This window comes from Wukongibacter baidiensis, from assembly GCF_050888315.1.
In the GTDB taxonomy this organism is placed as follows: Bacteria; Bacillota; Clostridia; order Peptostreptococcales; family Caminicellaceae; genus Wukongibacter; species Wukongibacter baidiensis.
On the sequence record NZ_CP138202.1, the window covers coordinates 4,575,759 to 4,601,272 of the forward strand.

The 25,514-nt window shown below is 31.8% G+C and carries 38 protein-coding genes and 1 pseudogene; all 39 read left to right on the plus strand.

The window, feature by feature from the left end; translation table 11 throughout:
- Positions 1 to 230: 230 nt before the first annotated feature.
- The 39 genes and pseudogenes from R9X47_RS20625 (at position 231) to R9X47_RS20815 (ending at position 25,479) form a co-directional block, all read left to right on the plus strand.
- Positions 231 to 836, plus strand: coding sequence for a flavodoxin family protein (locus tag R9X47_RS20625; protein WP_432662969.1), 606 nt, complete (start codon positions 231 to 233; stop codon positions 834 to 836).
- A gap of 158 nt (positions 837 to 994) precedes the next feature.
- Entirely contained in the window at positions 995 to 1,537 is a 543-nt protein-coding gene (locus R9X47_RS20630) for a GNAT family N-acetyltransferase (RefSeq protein ID WP_432662970.1), read from the plus strand.
- Positions 1,538 to 1,595: 58 nt separating this feature from the next.
- Positions 1,596 to 1,724: a hypothetical protein gene (locus R9X47_RS20635; protein ID WP_432662971.1), complete on the plus strand. Its 129-nt coding sequence runs from the start codon at positions 1,596 to 1,598 to the stop codon at positions 1,722 to 1,724.
- A 353-nt stretch (positions 1,725 to 2,077) separates the two neighbouring features.
- Complete coding sequence (locus R9X47_RS20640) at positions 2,078 to 2,773, plus strand: response regulator (RefSeq protein ID WP_432662972.1); 696 nt, start codon at positions 2,078 to 2,080, stop codon at positions 2,771 to 2,773.
- An 86-nt stretch (positions 2,774 to 2,859) separates the two neighbouring features.
- A complete protein-coding gene (locus R9X47_RS20645; RefSeq protein ID WP_432662973.1) occupies positions 2,860 to 3,234 on the plus strand; it encodes a hypothetical protein in 375 nt (124 codons plus the stop codon).
- A 41-nt stretch (positions 3,235 to 3,275) separates the two neighbouring features.
- Positions 3,276 to 3,683: a GNAT family N-acetyltransferase gene (locus R9X47_RS20650; protein ID WP_432662974.1), complete on the plus strand. Its 408-nt coding sequence runs from the start codon at positions 3,276 to 3,278 to the stop codon at positions 3,681 to 3,683.
- A gap of 35 nt (positions 3,684 to 3,718) precedes the next feature.
- The gene (locus R9X47_RS20655; RefSeq protein WP_432662975.1) at positions 3,719 to 4,048 is read left to right on the plus strand and encodes a DUF6054 family protein; all 330 of its coding nucleotides are present in this window, start codon (positions 3,719 to 3,721) and stop codon (positions 4,046 to 4,048) included.
- A gap of 35 nt (positions 4,049 to 4,083) precedes the next feature.
- Positions 4,084 to 4,878, plus strand: a complete 795-nt coding sequence (locus tag R9X47_RS20660) for a GNAT family N-acetyltransferase (RefSeq protein WP_432662976.1) — start codon at positions 4,084 to 4,086, stop codon at positions 4,876 to 4,878.
- A gap of 60 nt (positions 4,879 to 4,938) precedes the next feature.
- Positions 4,939 to 5,598, plus strand: a complete 660-nt coding sequence (locus R9X47_RS20665; protein ID WP_432662977.1) for an HD domain-containing protein — start codon at positions 4,939 to 4,941, stop codon at positions 5,596 to 5,598.
- Between the two features lie 117 nt (positions 5,599 to 5,715).
- Positions 5,716 to 6,072, plus strand: a complete 357-nt coding sequence (locus tag R9X47_RS20670; protein ID WP_432662978.1) for a hypothetical protein — start codon at positions 5,716 to 5,718, stop codon at positions 6,070 to 6,072.
- Positions 6,073 to 6,226: 154 nt separating this feature from the next.
- Positions 6,227 to 6,685 carry an AAA family ATPase gene (locus R9X47_RS20675; protein WP_432667674.1) on the plus strand — a complete coding sequence of 153 codons (459 nt, stop codon included), beginning with the start codon at positions 6,227 to 6,229 and terminating at the stop codon, positions 6,683 to 6,685.
- Between the two features lie 18 nt (positions 6,686 to 6,703).
- Positions 6,704 to 7,168 carry a GNAT family N-acetyltransferase gene (locus R9X47_RS20680; RefSeq protein WP_432662979.1) on the plus strand — a complete coding sequence of 155 codons (465 nt, stop codon included), beginning with the start codon at positions 6,704 to 6,706 and terminating at the stop codon, positions 7,166 to 7,168.
- Positions 7,169 to 7,204: 36 nt separating this feature from the next.
- Entirely contained in the window at positions 7,205 to 7,966 is a 762-nt protein-coding gene (locus R9X47_RS20685) for an NUDIX domain-containing protein (RefSeq protein WP_432662980.1), read from the plus strand.
- A gap of 252 nt (positions 7,967 to 8,218) precedes the next feature.
- Positions 8,219 to 8,638, plus strand: coding sequence for a VOC family protein (locus R9X47_RS20690; RefSeq protein WP_432662981.1), 420 nt, complete (start codon positions 8,219 to 8,221; stop codon positions 8,636 to 8,638).
- Positions 8,639 to 8,804: 166 nt separating this feature from the next.
- On the plus strand, positions 8,805 to 9,482 hold the full coding sequence (locus R9X47_RS20695; protein WP_432662982.1) for an aspartate/glutamate racemase family protein: 678 nt from the start codon (positions 8,805 to 8,807) through the stop codon (positions 9,480 to 9,482).
- 159 nt (positions 9,483 to 9,641) lie between these two features.
- Positions 9,642 to 9,802, plus strand: a pseudogene (locus R9X47_RS20700) (DUF6262 family protein); the annotation flags it as partial.
- A gap of 105 nt (positions 9,803 to 9,907) precedes the next feature.
- Positions 9,908 to 10,669, plus strand: coding sequence for a Nif3-like dinuclear metal center hexameric protein (locus R9X47_RS20705; protein ID WP_432662983.1), 762 nt, complete (start codon positions 9,908 to 9,910; stop codon positions 10,667 to 10,669).
- A gap of 147 nt (positions 10,670 to 10,816) precedes the next feature.
- Positions 10,817 to 11,329 carry an AAA family ATPase gene (locus R9X47_RS20710; protein ID WP_432662984.1) on the plus strand — a complete coding sequence of 171 codons (513 nt, stop codon included), beginning with the start codon at positions 10,817 to 10,819 and terminating at the stop codon, positions 11,327 to 11,329.
- Positions 11,330 to 11,410: 81 nt separating this feature from the next.
- Positions 11,411 to 12,235 (plus strand): creatininase family protein, encoded by an 825-nt coding sequence (locus tag R9X47_RS20715; protein ID WP_432662985.1) that lies wholly within the window; start codon positions 11,411 to 11,413, stop codon positions 12,233 to 12,235.
- Between the two features lie 21 nt (positions 12,236 to 12,256).
- Positions 12,257 to 12,892 (plus strand): HAD family hydrolase, encoded by a 636-nt coding sequence (locus tag R9X47_RS20720; protein WP_432662986.1) that lies wholly within the window; start codon positions 12,257 to 12,259, stop codon positions 12,890 to 12,892.
- A 105-nt stretch (positions 12,893 to 12,997) separates the two neighbouring features.
- Complete coding sequence (locus R9X47_RS20725) at positions 12,998 to 13,579, plus strand: hypothetical protein (RefSeq protein ID WP_432662987.1); 582 nt, start codon at positions 12,998 to 13,000, stop codon at positions 13,577 to 13,579.
- A 404-nt stretch (positions 13,580 to 13,983) separates the two neighbouring features.
- A complete protein-coding gene (locus tag R9X47_RS20730) occupies positions 13,984 to 14,442 on the plus strand; it encodes a GNAT family N-acetyltransferase (protein WP_432662988.1) in 459 nt (152 codons plus the stop codon).
- A 32-nt stretch (positions 14,443 to 14,474) separates the two neighbouring features.
- On the plus strand, positions 14,475 to 14,927 hold the full coding sequence (gene def, locus R9X47_RS20735; RefSeq protein WP_432662989.1) for a peptide deformylase: 453 nt from the start codon (positions 14,475 to 14,477) through the stop codon (positions 14,925 to 14,927).
- 27 nt (positions 14,928 to 14,954) lie between these two features.
- Positions 14,955 to 15,596 carry a hypothetical protein gene (locus R9X47_RS20740; protein ID WP_432662990.1) on the plus strand — a complete coding sequence of 214 codons (642 nt, stop codon included), beginning with the start codon at positions 14,955 to 14,957 and terminating at the stop codon, positions 15,594 to 15,596.
- A gap of 128 nt (positions 15,597 to 15,724) precedes the next feature.
- Entirely contained in the window at positions 15,725 to 16,780 is a 1,056-nt protein-coding gene (locus R9X47_RS20745) for a S66 family peptidase (protein ID WP_432662991.1), read from the plus strand.
- 27 nt (positions 16,781 to 16,807) lie between these two features.
- Positions 16,808 to 17,443, plus strand: coding sequence for a hypothetical protein (locus R9X47_RS20750; protein WP_432662992.1), 636 nt, complete (start codon positions 16,808 to 16,810; stop codon positions 17,441 to 17,443).
- 23 nt (positions 17,444 to 17,466) lie between these two features.
- A complete protein-coding gene (locus tag R9X47_RS20755) occupies positions 17,467 to 17,925 on the plus strand; it encodes a GNAT family N-acetyltransferase (RefSeq protein ID WP_432662993.1) in 459 nt (152 codons plus the stop codon).
- Positions 17,926 to 18,112: 187 nt separating this feature from the next.
- Positions 18,113 to 18,304, plus strand: a complete 192-nt coding sequence (locus R9X47_RS20760; RefSeq protein ID WP_432662994.1) for a hypothetical protein — start codon at positions 18,113 to 18,115, stop codon at positions 18,302 to 18,304.
- A gap of 261 nt (positions 18,305 to 18,565) precedes the next feature.
- Positions 18,566 to 18,862, plus strand: coding sequence for a hypothetical protein (locus R9X47_RS20765; protein WP_432662995.1), 297 nt, complete (start codon positions 18,566 to 18,568; stop codon positions 18,860 to 18,862).
- A gap of 37 nt (positions 18,863 to 18,899) precedes the next feature.
- Positions 18,900 to 19,622: a 4Fe-4S double cluster binding domain-containing protein gene (locus R9X47_RS20770; protein ID WP_432662996.1), complete on the plus strand. Its 723-nt coding sequence runs from the start codon at positions 18,900 to 18,902 to the stop codon at positions 19,620 to 19,622.
- A 91-nt stretch (positions 19,623 to 19,713) separates the two neighbouring features.
- On the plus strand, positions 19,714 to 20,409 hold the full coding sequence (locus R9X47_RS20775) for an alpha/beta hydrolase (protein ID WP_432662997.1): 696 nt from the start codon (positions 19,714 to 19,716) through the stop codon (positions 20,407 to 20,409).
- Positions 20,406 to 20,927 carry a GNAT family N-acetyltransferase gene (locus R9X47_RS20780; RefSeq protein ID WP_432662998.1) on the plus strand — a complete coding sequence of 174 codons (522 nt, stop codon included), beginning with the start codon at positions 20,406 to 20,408 and terminating at the stop codon, positions 20,925 to 20,927. Before R9X47_RS20775 ends, R9X47_RS20780 begins: the two co-directional genes overlap by 4 nt.
- A gap of 21 nt (positions 20,928 to 20,948) precedes the next feature.
- The gene (locus R9X47_RS20785) at positions 20,949 to 21,437 is read left to right on the plus strand and encodes a GNAT family N-acetyltransferase (RefSeq protein WP_432662999.1); all 489 of its coding nucleotides are present in this window, start codon (positions 20,949 to 20,951) and stop codon (positions 21,435 to 21,437) included.
- 62 nt (positions 21,438 to 21,499) lie between these two features.
- Positions 21,500 to 22,003, plus strand: a complete 504-nt coding sequence (locus tag R9X47_RS20790) for a GNAT family N-acetyltransferase (RefSeq protein WP_432663000.1) — start codon at positions 21,500 to 21,502, stop codon at positions 22,001 to 22,003.
- Positions 22,000 to 22,440, plus strand: coding sequence for an NUDIX hydrolase (locus R9X47_RS20795; RefSeq protein WP_432663001.1), 441 nt, complete (start codon positions 22,000 to 22,002; stop codon positions 22,438 to 22,440). The genes R9X47_RS20790 and R9X47_RS20795 overlap by 4 nt, the downstream gene beginning before the upstream one ends.
- A gap of 249 nt (positions 22,441 to 22,689) precedes the next feature.
- Positions 22,690 to 23,325, plus strand: coding sequence for a hypothetical protein (locus tag R9X47_RS20800; RefSeq protein WP_432663002.1), 636 nt, complete (start codon positions 22,690 to 22,692; stop codon positions 23,323 to 23,325).
- A gap of 70 nt (positions 23,326 to 23,395) precedes the next feature.
- Positions 23,396 to 24,394 carry a hypothetical protein gene (locus tag R9X47_RS20805; RefSeq protein WP_432663003.1) on the plus strand — a complete coding sequence of 333 codons (999 nt, stop codon included), beginning with the start codon at positions 23,396 to 23,398 and terminating at the stop codon, positions 24,392 to 24,394.
- Positions 24,395 to 24,419: 25 nt separating this feature from the next.
- On the plus strand, positions 24,420 to 25,298 hold the full coding sequence (locus R9X47_RS20810) for a GNAT family N-acetyltransferase (RefSeq protein ID WP_432663004.1): 879 nt from the start codon (positions 24,420 to 24,422) through the stop codon (positions 25,296 to 25,298).
- 43 nt (positions 25,299 to 25,341) lie between these two features.
- The gene (locus R9X47_RS20815) at positions 25,342 to 25,479 is read left to right on the plus strand and encodes a hypothetical protein (protein WP_432663005.1); all 138 of its coding nucleotides are present in this window, start codon (positions 25,342 to 25,344) and stop codon (positions 25,477 to 25,479) included.
- Positions 25,480 to 25,514: the final 35 nt, after the last annotated feature.

The following is a 25,514-nucleotide window of genomic DNA, read 5'->3' on the forward strand; positions in this document are numbered from 1 at the left end:
AAGATGAAGTAAGAAAAATACTAAAATCAATTGCTAATTATAAATATAGAACGATATTTTGAATATTATTTATGTAGAATATGCAAAAAGGTGAGGGGATAAATGGATAAAGCTAGAAAAATAAATCTAGTACAAGAGCGACTTGCTAATATTGGGAAATACAATTAATCTAAAACGTTATACAGCTTCCTCTTTGCAGGAATCTATAATATATTTTAGGAGATGATTCTATGAAGATATTAACCTTGTTAGGGTCCATGAGAAAAGATAAGTATACATATGAGATTGCTAGTTCTTTATTAAGTAATATTAAGCAAATCACTAATGAAATCGATAGTGAGATAATTCATATTGCTGATATGGATGTAACAAACTGTAAAGTACTATGCTCTGATTACTGTAGTACTCACACCTTCGAATGTTGTATAGAAGATGATGTGAATTTAATTTTAGAAAAAATGATTGATGCAGATGCAATAATTATTGGAGCTCCTCTATATTTTAGGGTTCCACCTGCAAAATTTCATACCTTCGCTGAAAGATTAGTATCAATATTTTTTAACATAGAATGCCAAGGAAAGAGAGAAGAAAATTCGCCTCTTGATGGAAAGCCCTGCGCACTAATTGGAGTATCTGAATATTCAAATCCATCTCAGATACTTGAATATCTGAACGATTTCATTAATATTCTAAAAATGGATTCTGTTAAGCTTAAGCAATTTCCGTACCTTGGTATAGGCGGACAAGGCAATGTCTTTAATGATGAAATATTTAGTCCATTTGAAAATACTAAAGAAATGGCAAGGTTGTTAGTAGATATTTATAATGCTAAGTAGTCTGGAACCACATAATAAAATATTTCACTTTGCTATTAGTAAGCCTTTATGGGATGCAAGTATGTTCTTGGATGAAGTGCTCTGGAGTGTTAGTTCAATTATGTGGAAAATACAAAATGTTGTATAGCATAGCATTTAGTTAATTGGAGGATAAAGCGATGATTAAAATTAGGGAATTAACAGAAGCGGATATGCAACAAGCCATAGAATTAAAGATTCTGTGTTGGACAGAAGAGCTAGCAGGTAAGGCAGAAAATACACTTACTGTCTCGGAAGAATTGGACTTCTGGATAAATTGGATGAATACAGCTAGGGAGAATAATGATATACGTCTGTTGATTGGTGCATTTGAAAATGATAAGATGCTGGGCGTTGCTTTTGGTAGTCTTGCTGACACCTTTGATATTCCTAAAAATGGGATAGAATTGAACGGGCTTTGGATATATACTGACCAACGAAATAGAGGAATTTCTCTCATGATGATTATTTATATGTTAGATTTTTACTTGACTAAGGGTATGGAGAAAATGGTTATCTATAATCCACATTATGCACCATCCAATGGATTTTATCGCAAATTTGGTGCGCAGGTAGTCAAACAGGAATATCAGATGGGTGGTAAACTTTTAATAGATATCTTTTTAACTGATATGTTGTCAATGAAAAGGAATATGGAGAATTCACTGAAGAAATATGTATAGGAGTACAAGAATAATCTTTACATAAAGTAATAGAAAAAAGAGATAGGAGTATGGAAATATGAAAATAGATTCCTATTACTGGGGGAGTCAGTGTCCATATAACGATATAAATATAAAACAGCTTAGAAAACTAGAAGGTATAAATGGGATAGAAGTGAACTATACGGACTTTTCTGACAATCATTAAAAGAAATATAGTTAAATGGCTGTATAAACATCAAGTTGACCTAGAACTTCATATTTAGATGAATAAATGGAAAGGGTAGCGGATATTGAACTGCTACCTTTTTAATTTACAGAATAACAAAAGCATATATAGATTACAAATTAAAGGATACTAATAAGCTCTAGAGATTGAAAAATTGTAAGACAAAATTATGATTTATATTGAAGGAGCTCTAAAATCAATGGAGAAATATAACAATTATACAAAATATAAGATTTCAGATTGGAATGAGTATGATGTAATAGAGAGGTTCTTTAATTCATGCTATTTTGGAAGATGAATATAAGTAATAGTTTATATATGGGGAGGAACATATGAAGACTATTTTAGTTGTTGATGATGAAAAGACAATAGTAGACATATTAGAATTTAATTTAAAAAGAGAGGGTTATGAAGTATTAACGGCATATGATGGAGAGCAAGCAATTGATACTGCATTAAATGAGTGTCCTGATCTTGTATTATTAGATGTTATGTTGCCTAAGCTAGACGGATTTGAAGTATGTAAGAAGATTAGAGAGAAAATGACAACTCCAATTTTAATGCTTACGGCACGTGAAGAGATAGTTGATAAGGTACTAGGACTAGAGTTGGGAGCAGATGATTATATTAACAAACCCTTTGTTGTAAAAGAAATACTTGCTAGGGTGAAGGCAAATTTAAGAAGAGTAGGTATGCAAGACAATAAGAATAAAGCTAATGGAAATTTATTAAATATAGACGGTTTAATTATTGATGAAGATAGATATGAAGTTAGAAAAAATGGAGAAATTATTAATCTGACAATTAGAGAATATGAATTACTAAAATTTTTAGCTCAAAATTCTGAGAGAGTGTTTACAAGAGAGGAGTTACTAAGAAGTGTCTGGGAGTATGAGTACTTAGGAGACCTAAGGACTGTTGATGTGACTATTAGTAGATTGAGAGAAAAGATTGAATCGAAACGAGATAATGTCAAATATATATTCACAAAACGAGGAATCGGATATTACTTTAAGAATGTGGATTAACAATATCTAACTACGGGTGATAAGGAGATTGCCAAATGTTTTGTAGTTGTAGTAACATCATTATTTATTAAAAAAAGAGGAGATGTATGAGGATTTTAAAACAATTAAATGACGATTTGTTTAAAGAAATAAAAAAAGAAATTATTTTTGGAATTCTAGAAATTGCCTATGGATTTGCATGTTTTCCTATAATGATGATTCTGACATTTTTAGTGAGATATAATTCGGATTATATTTATTTAGGTAAGATTGTTTTTTGGGTGTATATACTAGGTATTATTGTAATAGCTGGTTTTTCAAAAAAGCATATCCTCTATGTATACTTTTTCTTTACACTTAAAAAAAAGTACCTAGATTACGCTGATAATTTGAAAAACAACAAAAAACGTAAAATATTTTTTATTTCATTGATTTTGTTTTGGATATATATTTTAGTTAGATTATTGACTAATAATCTTTAATACAGTTATACAAACTAGTTTTTATGTTAGGATGATTTAAAATGTATGATCTTAAATATGCAGATATATTTTGTCTTCAATATCTAAAAGAATATGATAATCATATATCACCTGAAATGCTATGTAAAAAAATTGAAGATAAAGAAGTAATAATCGCAAAGATATCAGATAAGATAATTGGTTGGCTACGGTATGGTTATTTCTGGGATAGTATTCCATTTATGAATATGATAATGATAGATGAACGATACAGAGGAAAAGGTGTTGGAAAGGACTTAGTGAGATTTTGGGAAAGGGAAATGAGTGATAAAGGATACAAGATTATCATGACTTCGACCTTATCAAATGAATTAGCCCAGCATTTTTATAGAAAATTAGGTTATAAGGATTCTGGAAGCCTGATATTAGAAGGAGAAGCATTAGAAATTATATTTACAAAGAATTTATAGGACTAAAATGAATGATTAATAAGAGGTGAGAGCTTATGAGTAAGCGCCAATTCAATTTAAATATTTCTCCAGTAGAGGCATTGGATATTGTTAAAAATCATGTAGATGCAGATTTAATTCATGAAGAAACAATAGATTTAGGAAACAATCATTTTATTGGAACTTTAGTATTTGAGAAGTACTACATGAGAGTAAGTAATAGGGTAGCACTTATAGTAATAATTGATAATACTCGAGACATAACAAATGTGAGAGTAATATCTACAGGAAGCTCTCAAGGTATGATTTTTAGCTTTGATTGGGGAGCGTCGGATGATTTTACATATAGCGTAGAAGAGCTCCTAAATGAATATATTATTGATTAAGCTATTGGACTGTGGTCTACATAGGAGTGATATTCATGAAAAATATTATTGAAAAAGCAAATAAATATAAATATAACTCTTTACAATATATTGAAGTAGAGGATTTAATAAATGCTAAAATCCTCATTGAAACGGAAGAATGCATACTTTTATATGAAGAATTAAGAGATAAAAGTCAATTATATTGGGCAGCAAAATCTAAAGAAAAATTTTTCGAAGGATTATGCAAAGTAGTTGATTTAATCGATAAAAAACAAGAGAAGAAATTATATATAGAATTTGTTCCAGAAGATTTTGTTGATGGATTAGAAAATATGGGCTTTAAAATTGACAGTGAATACATAGATTTTTGGAACACTGATTTATCAGCTATATCAAGAGGTCAGAAAGATTCGTTAACGATCAGATATTTGAACAATGATGAGTATGAGATTGCATCCCACATAACGAGAGCCTGTAGGGGATATTCAAGAGGATTTAATGGAGAGTCTTCTGAGTGGATAAAAGAATGGAATGAAACTGAAAATGCATGTGTGATTGTGGCAGAGATACAGGATAAGATTGTAGGCATATGTTGTATTAGCCTCTATGGATTTGAAAGTGAGAAAGGGCCAGTGCTATGGCTAAGGGAGTTAGCCGTTGACCCTGAATACCACTCAAAAGGGATTGGATATTCATTAGCAGGATATGCAATTGATTGGGGAAAAGAGAATGGTGCCAATAGAAGCTTTTTAGCCTGTGATTCAGAAAATTATAGAGCTATAAGATTGTATGAAAAAATTGGTTATACAAGACAAAACGGTAGAGGGCAAATTAATATGATAAATTAAGAGAAAATATGAAATGAGATTTGCTTTTTAGTATTTATAAACTTAGAAGGAGAAATTTTAATGGATATCAGTATAAAACATAGAGAGATTAAAGAAATCGTTGAAAAAGAATTATCATGTTCAGCTCATAAGTTAGATCATGTTCTTAGAGTATATAAGCTATGTATGTTACTATCGAAGCATGAGAAAAATGTTGATCTAGAAGTTCTGATTCCAGCATCATTACTACATGACATCGCTAGAGTAAAAGAGAGTCAAGATAAAACAGGAGAAATTGATCATGCTGTTTTAGGAAGTCAAATGGCAGAGGATATATTAAGAGATTTAAAATATGAAGAAGAAAAAATTGAAAAGATAAAACATTGTATTATTGCCCATAGATTTAGAAGCGGGAATGAACCAAAGACAATAGAAGCCAAAATACTCTTTGATGCCGATAAGCTTGATGCAATAGGATCGGTAGGTATTGCTCGATGCTTTATGTTAGCAGGACAATTTGGACAAAGCTTATCAAATGATTATATATCTGAAAATACTACTGAAAACGGAAGACTTAAAGACGTTTCAAAACATTCACCGATTATTGAGTATGAGGTGAAATTTAAGAATATACCTAGTAGATTGTATACAAGTAAAGCTAAAGAAATTGGTTCTGAGAGACTTGAATTTATGGATGAATTTTTTAAAAGATTGAGATCAGAAATTGAAGGTATGAAATAAATCTTAAATTGTGTTATCTGATAAAACACATCTATTGTTTTGAGGAATAGACAACTTGATTGCTATTGGACTCTGAACAAATGAATTACTTGCAGGTGAAAAGGGAGGTAAAATATATTGATAGAGACAGAAGCGAAAAGGATAGATAAAGAAGTATTAAAACATTCAAGAGTTGGAATATCATCCTTTGTAATATCAATAATATCAGGAATAATGATGTGGGGAAGTGGTATTATTGGAGGATATCTTGAGATAACAACACCAGGTGGATTACATGAAGAATCAATGGAAGCATTTATTATCGGATTAGTATTCCTTTTAGGATTATTTTTAAGTTTAATTGGAACTGGGCTAGGTATTTTTGGAACCATTCAGAAAAATAGAAAGAAACTATTTGCAGTTTTAGGTTTGATATTTAATGCTGTATTAATATTATTTGGAATTGTCTTGATGATATTTGGGAGTACGGTATAGAGTAAAAGTATAGTAGCTGCATATATTGTAAACAGAACCTAGGATATCTAATTGGTTGGATTTGATCATATATATTTATATTGAATTAAGATTATTTTCAATGATTAGATAAGGAGAGGTAAAATTGAAAAAGCTTATCATAATAAATGGAACAATGGGTATAGGAAAGAGTTCAACTTGTAAAGAGCTGAATAAGAGAGTAGACAGATCAGTTTGGCTCGATGGTGACTGGTGTTGGATGATGAATCCATGGATAGTTAATGAGGAAAATAAAAAAATGGTAGAAGATAATATAGTCTTTCTATTAAAGAATTTTCTAGCTAACTCAAATTTTGAGTACGTGATATTTAATTGGGTTATTCATAGAGAAGAGATTTTCAAAAGAATTTTAGATAGGCTGGAAAATTATAAATTTCAACTTTATAAAATTACATTGAGTTGTTCGGAAAAAGCTTTGATAAAAAGGATGAAAGATGATAATAGAAGTAGTGAAGCTATAGAAGTTAGTTTACAACGCCTTAAAGCCTATGAAATTATGGAAACTATAAAAATAGATACAACAAATAGAACAATTCAAGAGACGGTTGATAAAATCATTGAGATAGTTGATTAACATAGTGAGGCGATTTATATGAGTAACACAATAGATATTACTATAGAGCGAATATACGAGTATAACTATCATAAATTTAACGATATGGTATCCTGGAGGATAAACGGAGTTGAAAGATCTTCTACAGAAAAAGAGCAAAGCCCAAATACTGCCTTCAAAGAAGCTTGTGGCGAGCTCAGTCACCAAGGGTTTTATGTCTTTGCAGCAGAATACAAAGGACGATTTATAGGTTGGATTACATTAATGTATACACCTAAAATAGGAGCATGGGAAAAAGGTGTCATCTATGTAGATGAGCTTTGGACTGCTCCAGAGTTTAGACGAAGGGGCGTAGCTCGTAAGTTAATGGAAAAGGCCTTTGAAATCCAAAGTGAAATTGGAGCAGTAAAAGTAAGATTATATACTTCCAATATTGCTGCTCAAAAGCTATATGAGAAATGTGGCCTACTAGCAAAGGGATCTGCGATATTTATGGAGTCATGATTTCATGCAAGAAGAAAATTTCTTTAGGAGGCGCAAATGGAAGAGTACTTAGGAAAGAGTGTAAAGGTCGTTATGGATAGACCTTTAGGATCAAGACACCCTGAATATGACTTTATTTATCCAGTTAACTATGGATATATTCCAAATACTAAAGCTGGAGATGGTGAGGAGATAGATGCGTATATCTTAGGTGAGTTTGAGCCAGTGGAAGAGTATGAAGGTAGAGTGATAGCTGTTATAAAGAGACATGATGATAATGAAGATAAACTAGTAGTTTCAAAGGATGGATGTAGTTATAACAAGGAACAAATTAGAGCTTTGACAGAATTTCAAGAGCGATATTTTGATGGTGAAATAATAACATATACAGAAAAAGAGTCTAAGAAGACAATTAGATTTACTGCTAGGGGACTTGTGAAAAGAAATGATGAAATTTTAGTTATAGAAGCAATTAACACAAAAACGAAGAAGGTCTTTTATTATCTTCCTGGTGGTGGAGTAGAATTTGGTGAAGAGAGTGACAGAGCTTTATATAGAGAATTTAGAGAAGAACTTAATATTGACATCCTAGACGTGGAATATATGACGATGGAAGAACAGGTTTTTGAATTTGAAGGAGAAAGAAAACATGATGTATCTATAGTATATGAAGTTAAAATGCCGAATGATTTTTATGAAAAAGACGACATAGAACTGACTGAAGGAGACACTGTTGAAAAGGTGTTATGGATAGATAAAAGAGAATTCATTAGTGGGGATAAAATATTGTATCCTGAAAAACTCAAAGATTATTTGTAGTAAAGTAGCTAAAATACAAATTGAAAAGCAGACAGTACGCAGGAGTTAAAAAATAGTTTAAGAAGGTAATATTCTGTACTATTAAAAAGTCAGTTTTTTCACTGGAGTTTAGAAAATATGACACGGGGACAGACACACTGGGAAGAGTGCATGTCAGATGTGTCAGTCCCCATGTCACATTTTCACTTTCAGTAGATAGTTATACTTTTTCAGCGGGTTAGTAGTGACTATATAACTGAGGGGGAATAAATTATGATTATCACACCGAATCTTCATTTTGATGGAGAATGTAAGGATGCATTAAAATTATACGAAAAAGCATTTAAAGGGAAATTAACTATGTGTCTGCATTATTGCGATGCAGATCCAGCAGATATGTCGATTGATCAATTATCAGATAAAGAAAAAAAGTATGTATATCATGCAGAAATGATAATCGGTAAGCAGCGTTTTTTCTTTTCTGATCATATGGATGCAATCTCAAAAGGTCAAAATGTATCTATAGTTGTTACTTTTGATTGTGCTGATGACGTTAAGGATGCCTATAGAATATTAAGTGATGGTGGGATTGATATTCATCCTTTACAGGAGACTACATATAGCAGTTGCTTTGTATCGCTAGTGGATAAGTTCGGTGTAAGATGGGAGCTTATGACAGAGGGAAATAACTAGCAAATAGCAGGGGAGAAAATTATGGAGAGATAGCAAGTTAAACAAGTAAGAGTAATGACGTAGAGGAAAACTGCCAAGACTAGAGTATTTCAATTTCACAAACAAAACAAGTTATATGATGTTACTGAGTTTGTAAGATTATTAGTAAAATGGAGGGATGAAAACTATGAAGACTATAGGGATACTAGCAGGAATGGGACCACGATCAACATCACCTTTTTTAGAGTTGGTTCTTAATCAATGCCAACAACAGTATGGGGCAAAAAATGATATAGATTTTCCCCATATATTAATTTACTCACTTCCTACTCCCTTCTACATCGATAGAGAAATTGATGACAATGCTTTAAGAAAATCAATTGAAGATGGTGTAAAAAGGTTTGAATCATGCGGTGTTGATTTTATAGCAATACCCTGTAATAGTGCCCACAAATATTTTGATTCCCTAGTAAAAGTTGCTAACGTACCGATTCTAAATATTATTGAAGAAACATTAAAGAATATTGAAGGAAGTTCTACAGTAACGATTTTTGCTACTGAAACAACAATTTCTTCTGGATTATATCAGGCTGGACTAGATGATAGTGGATGCAAATACTACTTTGATTCAAGTTGGCAGAAAAGAGTAAATGAAATTATTAAAATGATAAAAGCGAATAGTGATATTGATAATGTACGAGAAAAATGGGACAGCCTGATAGAGCAGGTTGTTGATAGTGGAATAGATACAGTAATTATTGCCTGTACAGATTTGAATGTTGTACTTAGCGATAAAGAACGGGTTAAAATTGTAGATTCATCAGAAAGTTTAGCGGCAGCAGTAGTGAAGAAATATTTGGAGTAAGAGTAAAATAATAATCACCTACTTTATATGGGGTTGAGTGTGAATGAAGTAATATGGTGTAGTTAATAATATAGTACTTATAGCAGTTTATATTATACTTCTATGTATAAATAATACTTTAAAGATAGAATATACAGTTTGTATTAGTATAGTAGTTATAGTAAAGAAATGAATAAAAGAACTAAATATGATAAAACAAGCAAATTAAAAGATATTATAATAATGGCTAAAGATAAAAGATCAGAGAACTTGAAGAAGAGGGTAAGAAACTGAAGGAGCAGTTAGAGATACTAAGAGGTAATCTGTATGAAAAAATGTAAGTAAACAATTTATTTGTATTATGATGTAATACAAATAAATTGTTTACAACCAAGGTATTAATGAGAATTGAAGGCAAAACATGATGAAATTGAGGAGATAAGTATATGGATGTTTTACATATTGTTGAAAGAATTAATGATCTTTTTAATGTAACAAGTAAGGAAATCTATTCTAGTGAATCTGGGATTACATACCATGCAGATAAAAAAGTTGAAAAATTAGGATACTGTGTTAACCTAACACTTGAAACTATAGAGGAAGCAAGAATTCATGGAGTTGATATGATGGTGACACACCATGATGCATGGGATGAAATATATGGATTAAAAGATGCGTGCATAGAAAAACTAGCAGAGTATGGTATAAGTCACTACTATAATCACTTGCCACTTGATGACTGTAACTTTGGAACAAATGATAGTTTATTAAAAAAGTTGAATTTAGAAAATGCTAAAAGAACCCACGAATGGGAAGGGTTATATTTTGGTAGAATCGCAGAATATGATGAAGAAATTGAATTTAATGAATTAGTAAAAAATATTGAAAATCTACTTGAAGAACCAGTTAAATTTTGGAGGTTTAATGAGAAAAAGGTGAAACGAGTGGGCTTAGTCTGTGGCAATGGAGGGTCAACAACTTGCCTTAAGGAAGCAGTTGAAAATAAGTGCGATGTATACATTACAGGTGAATGTAATTTGTATACGATTCAATATGCTAAGTTTAAAGGGATAAATCTTATCATTGGGAGTCATACTTTCACAGAATTCTTTGGAATTCAAAGTTTAGCATTGAAATTGAATGAGAATAAAAAAGAACTTGAAGTAGTGAGACTTAATGAAGAGCATTATGAAACGAATATAAAATAAGACATAATAACAGAGAAATACGTATAACTTAAAAGAATTTAACAATTAAATTATAGACTATATTGATTATATGTAGTTTATGTGTAAAGATAGTAAAATAAGTCGGTATAGAGTGTACTACGCTAGATATATAAAGGAGTTTATAAAATGTTTCTAATTCAAATGGCAGGTTTTCCGGGGTCAGGGAAGTCAAGCTTAGCTAAGGAAATTTCAAAAATTTTTAATGCAATAATTTTAGATATCGATGTTATTAAGACAGCTCTAATAGAGTCTGGAATCGACTCAAGTATTTTAGCAAACACGTCATATCATACTATGTTTTCACTATGTGATTATTATCTAAGTTTAAATAGGAATGTTATAATTGATACCCCATGTTACTACACAGAAACGTTAGATAATGGTACAAATCTAGCTAAGAAGTATGATGCCGAGTATAAATACATTGAATGTAGATTAGAGGACTTTGAAGAAGTTAATAGGAGGCTAATGTCTCGAGTAAGCAAGCTTAGTCAGTGGTCCTCTGCAGAAGAAGATGTTTTTCATAAATCTTTTGGCAAATCAAAGTATCCAAAGAGTATTAAGCCTATCATAGTAGATAGTTCATTACCTATATCATCATACATTCAAGATATCATTGAATATATAAATCCAAAATGATTATAAAAGTATAGCTTGACTTATTTAATAAGAAAAATGGAAGAGTGATGAACAAATTATAAACCTAAGGGGGAGGATATTATGGGTTATTCAATTTTTGATGAAACAATGGTAGATTTACCATGGGTAAAGGTTGAGGAGGAAATAGAAAAGGGTGCAATAGTATTGTTTCCTACTGGTGTAATAGAAGCTCATGGACCCCATATGAGTTTAGGAGTAGATGCATATGGGAGTTATATTAAATGCAAGCTAGTGAAAGAGATACTTGATTCCAAGGGAGTTAAAACACTTATAGCACCTCCGTACTATTGGGGAATTAACACTATGACAGGAGATTTTCCAGGATCCTTTACTGTAAGGAAGTCAACAATGAAGGCCTTAATATATGATACTTTATCGTCCTTAAGGCGATGGGGTGTAAAATATGTATTTAATATAAATCATCATGCAGACCCAGGGCATTGTACGGCACTATTTGAAGCAATCGAAGAGGCTAGAAATGAGATGGGAATTAGAGCTTATTGTATTATTTCAGAGTTTGAGGCAAAGAGATTTGGATTTTCTGGAGAAGAGAATCACATTCTTATATGTAAGGATGACCCGTTGGAATCAAAAAGTGGAGTAAATAGTGAGTATTTAGATATTCATGCTGGAGCAGGTGAAACGAGCATGATGGTCAAATATTTTCCAGATGAAGTGGATGTAGTAAAAGCAAAGGAACTTAAATCTACGAATCTAAAGTATGAAGATCTATTGGAATGGAGAAGAGGATGGAGCGATTCTAGAAAAGTAACTCCATTGTGCTATTTTGGAGATCCCGCAAATTATGATAAAACAGAGAGTAAAATTGATAAGGAAGCAGTAAGACTATCAAATTTAATATCTGATTTTTTAGATAAACAATAGGATAGGGAGAGGGATAGATCTATGAAGCGTTTTAAAATAGCATGTTTTGATATGGATGGTACATTAATTACTAATACTAATTCCGTTGAATACCTCTGTATATTAAATGGGAAGGAAAGAGAAGTAAAAGAAATAGAAAGTAAAGAAGAAAAAGATGAAATTTCATGGATAGACGCAGATTATCTTAAAGCAAAACTTTTTACCGGATTAGAAGTAAAAAAAGTAGAGGAAGAATTCGAAAAACATATAAGATTGATTGATAATATAGGTGAGGTAATAGAAGACTTGAAGAAGCATGATATAAAGTCTATATTGGTGACAGCTGGACCAATTCAAGTAGCAGAAGTTCTAGGCAGAAAGTTTAAATTTGATAAAATATATGGAAGTTTATATGGCATTGAGAATAGGTGCTTTACAGGTGAGATATTAAAACATCTTGGAGACAGTGGAAAATTAGAAAGTTTAACTGATTATTGTAGTGAAAATAAAGTAACATTGGATGAAGTTATCGCAATTGGAGACAGTGCTTCCGATATCAAGGTATTTGAAAAGTGCGCTAAGTCTATAGCAATAAACTATTCTTATAAATTAGAGGGAAAGGCAAGTGTGTATCTAAGGACGGACAACTTAGAAGATATTCTGGAGCATATAGTTTAATGTAAGATAAATAGTGGCTTTTTTAATATATTTATTGGATAATGAGTCCAAAATATTAGAGCAGAAACAATAGAGAATCGGAACAGGAGAAGGGGGCAGAACTATATGCCATATCCAGAGAAGTTAAAAAAATCGTTAAAAAAGCACAATGTCGACATTAAGACTATATCTAAAATTTTTGAGGACTTCGAAGGATTAAGAGATAAGAGCCCTAAGAGGGAAAAGGTTCTGTTCTTTACACAAGCAATTAAACAGATAGATGAGAAATTCGAATATAGTAAGAAGTGTTCTATTTTGGATTGGTGTGCATGTTGTAAAGGTGGCAAGCGCGAAAAAGAGATAAAAAGACTAGCAAAAGAAGTGCAGGGCAAAAATCTTCAAGATAAAGTAAAGGCTCTATGGTCAGTGGAAAATATGGGTAAACCGATATTAAACGATGATAATACCATTTCAACCGGCATATTCTATAGAGATGATAAAGGTTATAAATGTGCTTGTTCGTGTCTGCATAATGAAGAAATCAATGAGCCTATTTCATCAACATATTGCCTATGTTGTGCAGGTCATTTTCGGCATCATTATCAAAAAGCTTTAGGAATTAAACTTAAAACTAAAAAAATAGAGTCCTCTCCACTTGAGAGCCTAGGAAAAGAACCTTGTGTTATTATATTTGATATTGTTGAATAGAAGGTTAAGAGAGGAATGAATATCTTATTACTATATAGAATCGAGTCTTGAGATTAAGGTGAATAGTATTGTAGTTGAAGTAAGCCTAGTGTGACAAATTGAAACTTTAAGAAAATATTTATTACATAGGCGCCAGAGCGAAGAATTTTGCTCTATCATATAAATAGAGATTTTTTAACATGAAAGGTACTTCTTTTAATATTTTGAGTTAATAATGACTTTAAAATATCAAAAGAAGTAATTTTTATGTCTAGAATAATATCTTAAAATTCAGAAATTATTAAGCAAAACTATGAAGGGAAACCATGACAAGTAAAGAATTATATAAGAATATTGGCATAAATTAGAAAAGGGAGTTAAAGGTTATAAAAGAGCAGAGTACTATTTATGAAGGGAGAAATACAATGTTCAAAATACGACCAGCTAATATATATGAAGCTGAAATCTTAACTGATATAGCAGCTAGATCTGAAGCTTACTGGGGTTATGATTCAACCTTTATAGAAAACTTCAAGTCTCTTTATAGGGTTACAGAAGACTGGATAGACAATACTCTGACATTCGTTATAGAAGAAGACAAAGATATAATAGGTTTCTATAGTCTTTTACTTGATGAAAAGAAAACTTCTTTAGAGTACCTTTATATAGAACCGAAAAACATAGGCAAAGGGTATGGAAAGTTATTATGGGAGCATATGGTCAAAAGCTGTAAGGAGCAAGATATCGATGAGATAGTCTTAGTAACCAGCCCTCAAGCAAAAGAATTTTATACTAAAATGGGAGCGATACAGACCGGTGAAGTAGAATCTATTGTTATAAAGGATCGAAAAATACCGAAATTAATATATACAATTGAAAAGTAAAGACTGATGTTAATGGTGAAGGAGGTTTCAAAATGGCAATAAGAAATATAAGAACTTTAGAGGATGATATATTAAGAAAACAGAGCAAAGTAGTAGAAAAAATTAATGACAGGATTTTGATTCTTCTTAAAGATATGGCAGAAACTATGTATAGTGCAAACGGAGCGGGCTTAGCTGCAGTCCAAGTAGGAATACTCAAGAGGTTGGTTGTAATAGATATGGGAGAGGGTCTTATTAACTTGATTAATCCTGAATTAGTTGAAGTTAAAGGAATTCAAGAAGTAACAGAAGGTTGCTTGAGTATACCAGGGAAATGGGGCATATTAGAAAGACCTGCAAAGGTTAAGGTAAGAGCATTAAATGAAAATAGTGAAGAAATAATTATTGAGGGAGAAGGAGAACTAGCAAAGTGCCTATGCCATGAAATAGACCATCTAGATGGAATACTGTTTATTGATAAGGTTACAGAGTTTATTGAGGAATAGTAAAAATTGATGTATTGAGGTGAAGGGATGACTCAGAGTAGCTTAATTGAAAAAATAGCTGATAAGAATGTAAATATAGACGAATTTGTTGAAGTTGTTATGGGTGATGAAAATATTAGAGAGGAAATCATAAATCAGCTACTGACTAATAAGAACATAATGGTTTACTATCACTGCTATTATATAATTTCAAAGGCAAGCGAGGAGAAGCCAGGATTATTCTACAAGTATTGGGATGGTTTTGCATCTCTACTTGAGCATAAGAATTCATATCACAGAGACATAGGATTAACAATTATAGCGAATTTAACTAAGGCAGATGAAAATAACCTATTTTCTAATGTCTTTCAAAAATATATTCAGCGTTTTAATGACGCTAAATTTATGACAGCACAGTGCTTTGTAAAAAACATTAAGAAGGTTCTTAAAAGCAAAAAAGAGTATAAAGAACAAATTATTAATCTCCTATTAGATGTAGACAATATATGTACATATCCAGAAAAACAAAAGGAATTATTGAAAAGTGATATTATTGAAGTTTTAGATGAAATATTTGAAATCACAGTGAATAGTGACATTATTGTAGAATTCGTTAGAAATCAATCATGCAGTGTGAGTCCTAAAACTAGGAAAAGAGTAAAAACATTTTTAAGAAAGCATAATCTATAATAGAAAGCCATCTATCCATAACATATATGACTATATATAAAGAAGAAGTAGTTCAAGAAATATTAAAGAATAGTGCTAGTTTGAAAAGGTAGTAAGTATTTTACACTGGTACAAGGAGGTCGTTAAATATGATAAAACCATCGAAATTAAAAAGAGGAGACAAAGTAGCAACGGTAAGTTTATCTTGGGGAGGCGCCGGAGACAAAGAGTTTAGGCAGAGATATGAAATAGGAAAAAAAAGAATTGAAGAAGTGTTTGGACTTAAGGTTGTAGAGATGCCAAATACTTTGAAGGGGAGTCAATACCTAAGTGAATATCCGGAGGCAAGAGCAGAGGATATGATGAATGCCTTTAAGGATAAAGAAATAAAAGCAATATTCTCTAATATTGGCGGTGATGATACCTTAAGACTACTACCATACATAGACTATGATGTTATAAAAAATAATCCTAAGATATTTATGGGATATTCCGATACAACGGTAAATCATTTTATGTGCTACAAAGCTGGCCTTACAAGTTTTCATGGGCCTAGTGTTCTTGCTGAATTTGCCGAAAATGTAGAAATGCATGACTACACAATTAAGTGGATTAAAAAAGTGTTGTTTGATGGTACGGAGATAGGAAAAATAGAACCGAGTAAGTATTGGACTTCAGAATGGTTGACATGGGATAAAGAAGAGAACAGCAAAATAAGAAGAGCACTAAATAATGAAAAAAGGGGTTATGAAATTCTTCAAGGGAAAGGTAAAACTAAGGGTAAACTGATAGGCGGTTGTATAGAAGTAGTAGATTGGCTAAGGGGCACCGAGCTATGGCCAGAATTGAAAGAGTGGGAGGATAAGATTTTATTTTTAGAAACTAGTGAAGATAAGCCTGCTCCAGAACAAATAAAATGGTATCTTAGAAGCTTTAATGCCGTAGGAATACTAGAGAAAATACAGGGATTGATTATAGCTAAACCTCAAGATGAGAAATATTATGAAGAATACAAAGAAGAGTATATAAGAGTCATAAGGGACGAAGCTAAGAGAGATGACCTGCCAATTATGTACAATATGCACTTCGGTCATACCTCACCAATATGTATATTGCCTTATGGGTTAGAAGCTGAGATAGATTGTGATAATAAAGAATTTAGAATAATGGAATCGGGCGTAGTAGACGCATCGGAGTTTGAATAGGATATTTTTAGACAGGGAGATCTCGAAATGAAAAAACTAATATTAATGTTGATTATATTGGTATCCATTCTATCATTAACGTCATGTACCGAAGATGAAAAGGCAAATACTAATGTTATCTCTGAAACAACACTAACAGATAGAGAAAAGACGTTTTTATCTATAGGAAGTGATGAATATTTTGTTTTTGATTTCAATGTAGATGAGAGCTACAAATGGCTTGAGATCTGGGTAGAAAGGTATGAACTTGGAAAAATGGTTTCTGATGGAGGAAGATTATCAACTGGATTGTCAATGACAAAGGAAGGTTTGTTTCTAATAACGGTAAAAGAAGATGAAAAAATGAAGAGTGATTGGACTATATCTATTCAATCCAATGGTGCACTATATACAGGGAGATCGACACAAGAATATAATGCAGATGATGAACCTGTATTTGCCAAGACATGGGGAGCCAATAACTCTGAAAATATTTTAATAAATGACAATGAGATTGTGTTGGCGAGTATATGCTATAAAGATCAAAATAAGAGTTCTGTTATGAGTTCTTTAACTAATGATTTTTATAGCAATCCAGATGAAAATCTTAAAGAGATAGAAGACTATGAACTTGTTTATTTATTAAAGTGTAAATTTTATAAAAACGAAAAGCAATATAAATAAAAGTATGTATTTGGAGGTATAAAATGATACATTTTGAAAAAGCAGATATATGTGATGCAGAGAAACTTGTAGATGTAAAGGTAGGAGCCTTTAGTGAAGAAGTATCTTTATATGGATTTGGACCGACTGGATATGATTCTATAGAAAAGGAGAAGGAATTAATAGAGAAAAGATTTTGTTATAAGATACTTGATGATGACAAGATTATCGGAGGGTTAACGGTAATTGATAAAGGAAATGAACATTTTAGATTGGCTGCAATATATATAGGATTAGATTATCAAGATAAAGGAGTAGGGACTAAAACAATGAAATTCATTGAAAGAGAATTCCCGCAGGCAAAGAAATGGTCTCTAGATACTCCACATTTAAGTTATAGAAATCATCATTTTTATGAAAAGATGGGCTTTAAAAAAGTAGGAGAAAGTAAGCCTTTGGAAAATGGGTTTTATTTGTTTGAGTATGAAAAAGAAATTGTTTAACCCGAATTATTCATGAAAAATTCAAAACTCTGCTGCGTCATTTTGATTCTAAGACCTTCATCAAATTCTCGACGTACCGTTTGGGTATGCCTTCGAACTTGATGAAAGCCTTAGAATTCAAAATTACTTGCACTCTTTCAAACTTTTCATGAATAATTAGGGTTTAATTTTAAGAGGAGGAGATTTTGTGAGGAAGTGTCCTAATTGTAATTCAACAAATATTGAAAGGGAATTAACTGTTGGAAGTGGAGATTCGAAAACAGGTTTAAAGTATTTGGCCTTTGCTATTCCCAAAGTAGAACTTTTTTACGCTGACCTATGTAAGAAGTGTGGAAATGTCAGGCTATATGTTAAAAATACTGAAAGAGATTGGTCATAAGACTGTCAAACTAGGAGGACATTATGTTGCAGCACTATAGAGAGAATATCGATAAAGTAATATTGAAAGAAAGAGGTTTCAACGAACTTAGACAAAAACTAGATTCATAAAATATTTCGGTGAGAATACCTACTAATAGAGATAAGCAACTTTAAAGTTTAATAAATTTCTGTGAAAAAATGTAGAAGCGCTCATTATTCTCACAAAACCTTATTTTGAATCTCAAGGTTGCATATCTATAATAGCTTTTGGGAGATGGTTATGGTGCCTAACAGAAAAAATAATGAATTTGAAAAAGAAATAGATAGGATTAAAGAGTGGCAGGATAACCAATATAATCCTGGATACTATATGGGAACAGGGCATACACAGAGACCACTAAGTCAACTGAGTAAATATCCAGTTTTACTCATTGTGATTGGAATACTTAATTTTATAATGCCAATTTTATTTTTAGTTACTGGCAGAGAAGTATCAGGAAGTTTTATAGTGCAAGCAATATTGGGAGGTATTTTCATTTACGGTGGGGTACAGAGATTAAAGAATAGAAAGAAATAGTTTTTTGAGAGAGGTAATAGCAAAGGGGGAATAGAAGTTGAATTTAAATAAGGAGCTTCAAAATCTTTTATTAAATAATGGTGCGTCAAAAATTGGATTTGCAGATTTAAGAGAAATACCCTGTGAGAATAGACATGGATTGGATTATGGGATTTCAATCGGGATTGCTTTAAATCCAGAGGTAATAAACAATATCAACTTAGGCGTTACTCATGAATATCATAATGAATATAATAAAGTAAATAATGAGCTCGATCAATTAGCTATTCTAGTGGCAACAAAACTAGAGGAGAAAGGTTATAAAGCTATTCCACAGATAGTCACGTCGGTGACATATGGAGATGATCTTCGAAGTAGGTTGCCCCATAAAACAGTTGCTACTCGATCAGGATTAGGATGGATCGGAAAATGTGCCTTGCTTGTTACAGAAGAGTTCGGGTCTGCCATTAGATTGACATCGGTATTAACAGATGCACAATTAGAGCCTGGAGGACCAATTAATGAATCAAAGTGTGGTAAATGCAATAGGTGTCAGGAAAATTGTCCAGCAGAAGTTATCGAGGGAGTCAATTGGGATAGAGGAAAAGAAAGAGAAGATTATTATAATGCAATTGACTGCAGAACAGAGGCTAGAAGACGTAGCGGTTTAGCAGGTATAAATCAAACCTTATGCGGAGTATGCATATTAATATGTCCATATACCCAAAAATATATTGAGTCTAGAAATATTAACTACAATGGAGAAAATATAAAGAAGTAATGGAAGTCTATTATATGTGATTTTACATTATAACATAAAGAACAGATAAAACTAATTTGCAGTTTGATATAGCATAAAAGGAGAGTCCGAATTGGTTAATAATATAGGATGTTTACTTGTACATGGCTTTGGAGGAGATTATGAAGAAGTAAGATATCTAGCAGAGTATTTAAAGACCAAAGGATATAATATTTTGTGCCCATCACTTAAAGGTCATACAGGTAGAAGAATGGACTTAATGGGTGTAGATTACACTGATTGGATTAGGTCGGCAGAAGGAGATCTGATCAGTTTAAAGGAGAACTCAAACAGGGTATTTATTGTAGGTTTTTCAATGGGAGGATTAATTGGAATTAATCTGTGTGAGAAATATGATATAGATGGATTGGTTACACTAAATACCCCGATTTATTACTGGGATATAAAGAATATTTTGCGAAATATAATTGAGGATTTTAGAACAAAGGATTTCCAGAATATAAGAAGATATATGGTATCAAGTGGAAAATTCCCTATGTCTGCATTATATAATTTTAGAAGACTCTTGAGTATAACGAAAAGTAAAATAAAGCAAGTAAAGTGTCCAGCATTTATTGTACAGGCAAAGGACGATGATACAGTAAGGGTAACAAGTGCAAAGTATATTTTTGATAGAATAGCTTCGAAGGATAAGAACTTAAAGTATTATAATAATTCAGGACATGTTATTCTAACTAGCCCATCAGCAGAAGAAGTAAGTAAGGATGTAGAAGCGTTCTTTGAAAGTATAAGGGGGAATATGGAATGAATAAGGTAACTATTGAATTGCTATCAAAATCACATGCACAGGAATTATTAAAATTTGAGGAAGAAAATAGGCAATTTTTTGAATCAATCATTCCTGCTAGATCAGATGAGTATTATTCATTAGATAATCTTGAGAAAATCTTAGGTGAAATTGAGCAAGAACAGGAACAAGGGTTTTGCTATATGTACTTGATTAGAAATAGATCTGGAGAATTAGTAGGAAGAGTAAACTTATTTTCAATTGTAGGGGGAATACTTCAGAAAGCAGAGATAGGATATAGGATTGGAGAGAAGCACAATGGATGCGGATATGCCACTGAAGCAGTTAGGCTAGCTGTAGATGAGGCCTTTAACAAATATAAGCTACATAGAATAGAAGCTGGAACATCGCCAGACAATATTGGTTCACAAGTAGTTTTGATTAAAAATGGATTCCAATTTATTGGGAGAATGAGACAAGTTATTAAAATAAATGGGAAATGGGAAGATGGGATACTTTTGGAAAAGATTAATGAGTAATCTAGAAAATGAGGTGTAAAAATGAATCAAACTATATGGACGGTAAAAGAAGCAAATGTAGAACACGTAGAACGGTGGTTTGATTTTACCAAAGCTGTACAGGCCGATTTTTATAACATGGATTTAGTAAATAATGAGAGTTATTGCTCAGCGATTAGAAAAAATATAAGCCGAGGAACTGCAATATATGTAGAAGACAGATCATTACCTGATTCCCCAATTATTGGAGCTATGATATATTCTCCAAACCAAAATCATATTGGCTGGTTTGCTGTGCATCCTAAGTACAGAAGAATGGGAGTAGGATCTTCTATTATGGAGTATATGTTAAATAAACTAGTAGATGCAAGGGAGATAAAAGTAAAGACCTTCTTATATGATGATAATTATGGAAAAGCTGCACGGAGCTTTTATGTAAAGAATGGATTTATTGGTAAAGACATACTAAGGGATGAAGAAGAATATCCCCACCCGGTCCAAGTATTTATTAAAAGCTTAAGAGAAGAATAGAAGTTCTATATTCTTCTTAAAGGCTTAATTTTTTTGTTATTTTGAAGGGAAAGTGATAGATAATGGACTATTGTATAAAAGAGATGAGTAGGAACTATGCTGTTGATATTTCAAACTGGACTTATGAAGAACCATACAATATTTATAACGGGAATAAGAATGATGAATTTATACAGGAATTATTAGATGGTTCTTACTATGTAGTATTAGGTGAAGAGAGTGAACTCGTAGGCTTTTATTGCTTTGGGACCGCAGCACAAGTGCCGGTAGGTAATCAATACGGGGTGTATGATGATGTAAGTTTTATAGATATAGGTTTAGGTATGAGACCTAATTTTTGTGGTAGGGGAAAAGGTTATAATTTTCTCCTTAAAGGATTAGAATTTTCACGGAAAAGATTTTTGACAAAGAAGTTACGCTTAACAGTGGCTTCCTTTAATAAAAGAGCAATAAGACTATATGAGAGAATAGGCTTTAAAAAGATGGAAGTTTTTGAAAGAAAAAAATTAGATGAAAGCATGACTTTTCTAGTGATGGAAATGAGTTTGAAGGATGGTGAACTATGAAGTCGCAGGGAGCGTTTGCTGTAATTATCAATAGTGAAAGGAATAAAATTTTACTCGTTAAAAGAAAAGACTTTCCTATATGGGACTTACCAGGGGGAACAATAGAAAGCGGTGAGAGCGCAGATGAAGCTGTAGTACGGGAAACTATTGAAGAAGTAGGATATATTACGAAAATACAACAGAAGATAGGTGAGTATGATCGAGTTAAATTTAACGATATACAACATGTATTTCTGACAGAAATAGTAGGTGGTAAGGAAATAAAAAATGGCGAAGAAACTAGTGACATCAAGTGGTTTAATCTGAATCAACTACCACTTCTCATGGTACCACATAGAAAGGAACAAATAAGAGATTATATTAGAGGCGATTATCCATCGACAAAGGTATTAAAGGATTCATGGTGGCTAGTAAAAATAATGGAATTAATCAAATAAGTTCTTTAAGTTAACGTAAGTTTAAGTTAATGTAAGTTTAAATTAATGTACAACTTAAAATAGCTCTAAATATGCCTAAAAAGCTGAGTATAAAGGTTAAAGTTAAACATTAACTTTAAATACATAAATATAGAGGAAATATTGAGCAAATATAGAATTTCAATAGATAATATGATATTTAATAAAGCAAATATGATAATTCTACTTATCGATGAAATCTTGCATTTTAGAGTATTAAGGAGAATTTGTATGTGGAAGAAAATAGGGCTAACAATATCAATAATCTTTGTGATCATTTCACTTGGATTGTGTATGTATTTTTACAATCAGGATTATCTAATTCTTTGGAAATACTCTATTGATAAGGAAATTGAACTTGAAAATTGCGTAGTAAAAATAGAAGAAATTAGATTGCATAATTTTGAGAAGAAAGGTAGTTTTATAAAAAATCAATTTGAACTATACAAATTTATAGGAAAGCTACCAGAATTCATGAGAAAACCCTGTATGAATACCTACCTTGTGTTAAACCCACCTTATGAGATAGATAATGAGTTCTTAAGAATAAAATTATCGGGGAGTATAGTATCAGATGATTTGATTGGTTCTAATCATGACTCAGAAAACATCATAGAAAATATTAAGATAGATATTATAGATGAGGTGGGAGTTAATTACTCTAGAGGTAGAACATGGGAGCATGATTCATCGAGTAATATTGTACCCTTTGAAATCAGAGGTGAGTATTTTCGTATAGATAGAACAGATAATACGATAACCATCGTTGTAACAGATAAAGAAAAAAATAATACTTATAAATTCGAAGTCAAACCTGAGTATATAAAGGAAACCTATAATCATTTCTACAATAGAACTGGATTTTAATTTTTATTGTATTATCACTAATGAGAATTGGAGTAAACTGAATTAGAGTATGACCTAGAGGTGACAAATAATGAGTATTCATGAATACGATAACAATATGAAATCCGATGAAGAATTTATCATTGGAGATATTTCTTTTTTAGTAGAGGGGAATTGTTGTAGATTATTGGACGGAAGAAGAACAACAGGAATTATAGAAAAATACTTTGAAGATAGTGCAATGTTTAGATGGAGAATTACCAAATACGAAGATTCGGGTAAATATTGGGATTTGCCAGCTGAAAATATTAAGAGCTTTCAATTTGAAAGAAGCTCGAACCGGTTAAGTAAGAGAAACGTCAAAGAAATCAATGAACTGATAAAAAAGTATGAAAATGAAATCATAATAAAAGCAAACTCCAAAGATAGGTATGATGCAGAAAGAGAGATTGAAAGGGCAAAGGAAAGTGCAAAGCAATGGATGGAAGTGAATTCATTGTTTCTAAAAGATGAAGGTAAAATCGACTTTTCATCATGTGAAGGCTCAAAACTACTAGCAAAAGATCTGATAGGCTATATGGAGTCTATCGGCATGGCCGAAGAAGAAAGAAAGACAGCTGAAATTATGGTACTAAACCCTAATTCGGGAGAATGGATAAAGGGTATGAGTATTATTCTTGCAGAGATGGGGCTGGTATCATACCACGGTAAAGGTCCAAGAACAAAGGATATTTTTAAGGGATTAGGAGAGAAAGAGAATAGGCGCAAATATTTAATTAACAGATTGGCTTTTATCAGGGCCTATTTTAGCATATTAGATATAAAAGAAATAGTTCTTTATAGAGGAATGTCTAGTGAAAAGCAATGGAAAAGGATACACAGGACATATTTGCCTTGTACATTTAACCTTGAGGTAGCTAAAGCATTTAGTGATTTTGATAGAGAAAGTAAGTACAAAGTGTCGTACTTAGTTAAGATGTCATGTTCTGTAGAAAAACTCTTTATGACATACTTAGAAACCGATTCAATGAATAGGCAATATAAAGAGTCAGAAGCTTTACTATTATATGACAGCAGAATAGAGTTATAAATAAACTATAATGAGGGTGAAAAAGATGAATAACTTAGAACTAATATGTGATTATAAAGACATTGAAAAGTATCGATTAAGCTTTAATGAACTTGCTAATACTACGTTCGACATAGATTTTGAAAAATGGTATCAAAAAGGCTTTTGGAATGATAGATATATTTGTTATTCCTACGCCGATGGAAATAAAGTGGTAGCAAATGTATCAATAAGCAAGATGGATATTATTTTAGAGGGAAAGAAGAAAAAATCACTTCAAATTGGGACCGTAATGACCCATCCAGATTATCGAAAGAGAGGGCTTTCGGCAAAATTAATTAGTACTATTTTAGGTGAACATGAGGAAAACCATGATTTTATATATTTATTTGCTAATAAAAGTGTTTTAGACTTTTATCCTAAATTTGGTTTTAAATCCTTGCAGGAAACTCAATATTCAATGGATATCAATACGGTTAAAGATAAATCTGCTAAAGTAAGAAAACTGGATATGACAAATATTAATGATTTAAGTAAAATAACTAAATTTGCATCTGAAAGAACACCAATATCTAATGTATTTGGAGTTGAAAATGGTGAGCATATATTGCTATGGTATTGTGTAAATATTTTTTATAATAATATCTATTATCTAGAAGATGATGACGCCATTGTTATATATGAAATTGAAAATAATGAATTACATCTATATGATGTAATTAGCAAAAAAGTCGTTGACCTTAATAGTATTATAACGGGGATTGTGACTGAGGAGACAAAGAAAGTAGTTTTCCACTTTACTCCTGACCCTAAGAATATCGATGCCAAATATAGTTTTTCTGAAACTGATGATGCTTTTTTTGTTAAACCACTATCCATAGATATTAATACTAAGTTTAAATATCCAATAACTGCACAGGCTTAATTGGAAACATAGAAGAAAGTGATTTATGAATTGAGTGATTAAAATGAGAAATCTTCTATTGGATTACCTTCTAGAAGAAGAATATAATAATTTAGTTAAGGTGGCAGTGGAAACCTGTGAATATAAACAATATAGGGATGCTACAGAACATCTACATATAGTTGCAAGAAAGAGAGCTTAGGAACGAAAGAAAAAGCATTTCCTAATGGATATTAT

Coding starts and splice junctions, on each gene's coding strand:
- R9X47_RS20625 (WP_432662969.1), top strand. CDS start 231: ATGAAGATATTAACCTTGTTAGGGTCCATGAGAAAAGATAAGTATACA.
- R9X47_RS20630 (WP_432662970.1), top strand. CDS start 995: ATGATTAAAATTAGGGAATTAACAGAAGCGGATATGCAACAAGCCATA.
- R9X47_RS20635 (WP_432662971.1), top strand. CDS start 1,596: ATGAAAATAGATTCCTATTACTGGGGGAGTCAGTGTCCATATAACGAT.
- R9X47_RS20640 (WP_432662972.1), top strand. CDS start 2,078: ATGAAGACTATTTTAGTTGTTGATGATGAAAAGACAATAGTAGACATA.
- R9X47_RS20645 (WP_432662973.1), top strand. CDS start 2,860: ATGAGGATTTTAAAACAATTAAATGACGATTTGTTTAAAGAAATAAAA.
- R9X47_RS20650 (WP_432662974.1), top strand. CDS start 3,276: ATGTATGATCTTAAATATGCAGATATATTTTGTCTTCAATATCTAAAA.
- R9X47_RS20655 (WP_432662975.1), top strand. CDS start 3,719: ATGAGTAAGCGCCAATTCAATTTAAATATTTCTCCAGTAGAGGCATTG.
- R9X47_RS20660 (WP_432662976.1), top strand. CDS start 4,084: ATGAAAAATATTATTGAAAAAGCAAATAAATATAAATATAACTCTTTA.
- R9X47_RS20665 (WP_432662977.1), top strand. CDS start 4,939: ATGGATATCAGTATAAAACATAGAGAGATTAAAGAAATCGTTGAAAAA.
- R9X47_RS20675 (WP_432667674.1), top strand. CDS start 6,227: ATGGGTATAGGAAAGAGTTCAACTTGTAAAGAGCTGAATAAGAGAGTA.
- R9X47_RS20680 (WP_432662979.1), top strand. CDS start 6,704: ATGAGTAACACAATAGATATTACTATAGAGCGAATATACGAGTATAAC.
- R9X47_RS20685 (WP_432662980.1), top strand. CDS start 7,205: ATGGAAGAGTACTTAGGAAAGAGTGTAAAGGTCGTTATGGATAGACCT.
- R9X47_RS20690 (WP_432662981.1), top strand. CDS start 8,219: ATGATTATCACACCGAATCTTCATTTTGATGGAGAATGTAAGGATGCA.
- R9X47_RS20695 (WP_432662982.1), top strand. CDS start 8,805: ATGAAGACTATAGGGATACTAGCAGGAATGGGACCACGATCAACATCA.
- R9X47_RS20705 (WP_432662983.1), top strand. CDS start 9,908: ATGGATGTTTTACATATTGTTGAAAGAATTAATGATCTTTTTAATGTA.
- R9X47_RS20710 (WP_432662984.1), top strand. CDS start 10,817: ATGTTTCTAATTCAAATGGCAGGTTTTCCGGGGTCAGGGAAGTCAAGC.
- R9X47_RS20715 (WP_432662985.1), top strand. CDS start 11,411: ATGGGTTATTCAATTTTTGATGAAACAATGGTAGATTTACCATGGGTA.
- R9X47_RS20720 (WP_432662986.1), top strand. CDS start 12,257: ATGAAGCGTTTTAAAATAGCATGTTTTGATATGGATGGTACATTAATT.
- R9X47_RS20725 (WP_432662987.1), top strand. CDS start 12,998: ATGCCATATCCAGAGAAGTTAAAAAAATCGTTAAAAAAGCACAATGTC.
- R9X47_RS20730 (WP_432662988.1), top strand. CDS start 13,984: ATGTTCAAAATACGACCAGCTAATATATATGAAGCTGAAATCTTAACT.
- def (WP_432662989.1), top strand. CDS start 14,475: ATGGCAATAAGAAATATAAGAACTTTAGAGGATGATATATTAAGAAAA.
- R9X47_RS20740 (WP_432662990.1), top strand. CDS start 14,955: ATGACTCAGAGTAGCTTAATTGAAAAAATAGCTGATAAGAATGTAAAT.
- R9X47_RS20745 (WP_432662991.1), top strand. CDS start 15,725: ATGATAAAACCATCGAAATTAAAAAGAGGAGACAAAGTAGCAACGGTA.
- R9X47_RS20750 (WP_432662992.1), top strand. CDS start 16,808: ATGAAAAAACTAATATTAATGTTGATTATATTGGTATCCATTCTATCA.
- R9X47_RS20755 (WP_432662993.1), top strand. CDS start 17,467: ATGATACATTTTGAAAAAGCAGATATATGTGATGCAGAGAAACTTGTA.
- R9X47_RS20765 (WP_432662995.1), top strand. CDS start 18,566: ATGGTGCCTAACAGAAAAAATAATGAATTTGAAAAAGAAATAGATAGG.
- R9X47_RS20780 (WP_432662998.1), top strand. CDS start 20,406: ATGAATAAGGTAACTATTGAATTGCTATCAAAATCACATGCACAGGAA.
- R9X47_RS20785 (WP_432662999.1), top strand. CDS start 20,949: ATGAATCAAACTATATGGACGGTAAAAGAAGCAAATGTAGAACACGTA.
- R9X47_RS20790 (WP_432663000.1), top strand. CDS start 21,500: ATGGACTATTGTATAAAAGAGATGAGTAGGAACTATGCTGTTGATATT.
- R9X47_RS20795 (WP_432663001.1), top strand. CDS start 22,000: ATGAAGTCGCAGGGAGCGTTTGCTGTAATTATCAATAGTGAAAGGAAT.
- R9X47_RS20800 (WP_432663002.1), top strand. CDS start 22,690: ATGTGGAAGAAAATAGGGCTAACAATATCAATAATCTTTGTGATCATT.
- R9X47_RS20805 (WP_432663003.1), top strand. CDS start 23,396: ATGAGTATTCATGAATACGATAACAATATGAAATCCGATGAAGAATTT.
- R9X47_RS20810 (WP_432663004.1), top strand. CDS start 24,420: ATGAATAACTTAGAACTAATATGTGATTATAAAGACATTGAAAAGTAT.
- R9X47_RS20815 (WP_432663005.1), top strand. CDS start 25,342: ATGAGAAATCTTCTATTGGATTACCTTCTAGAAGAAGAATATAATAAT.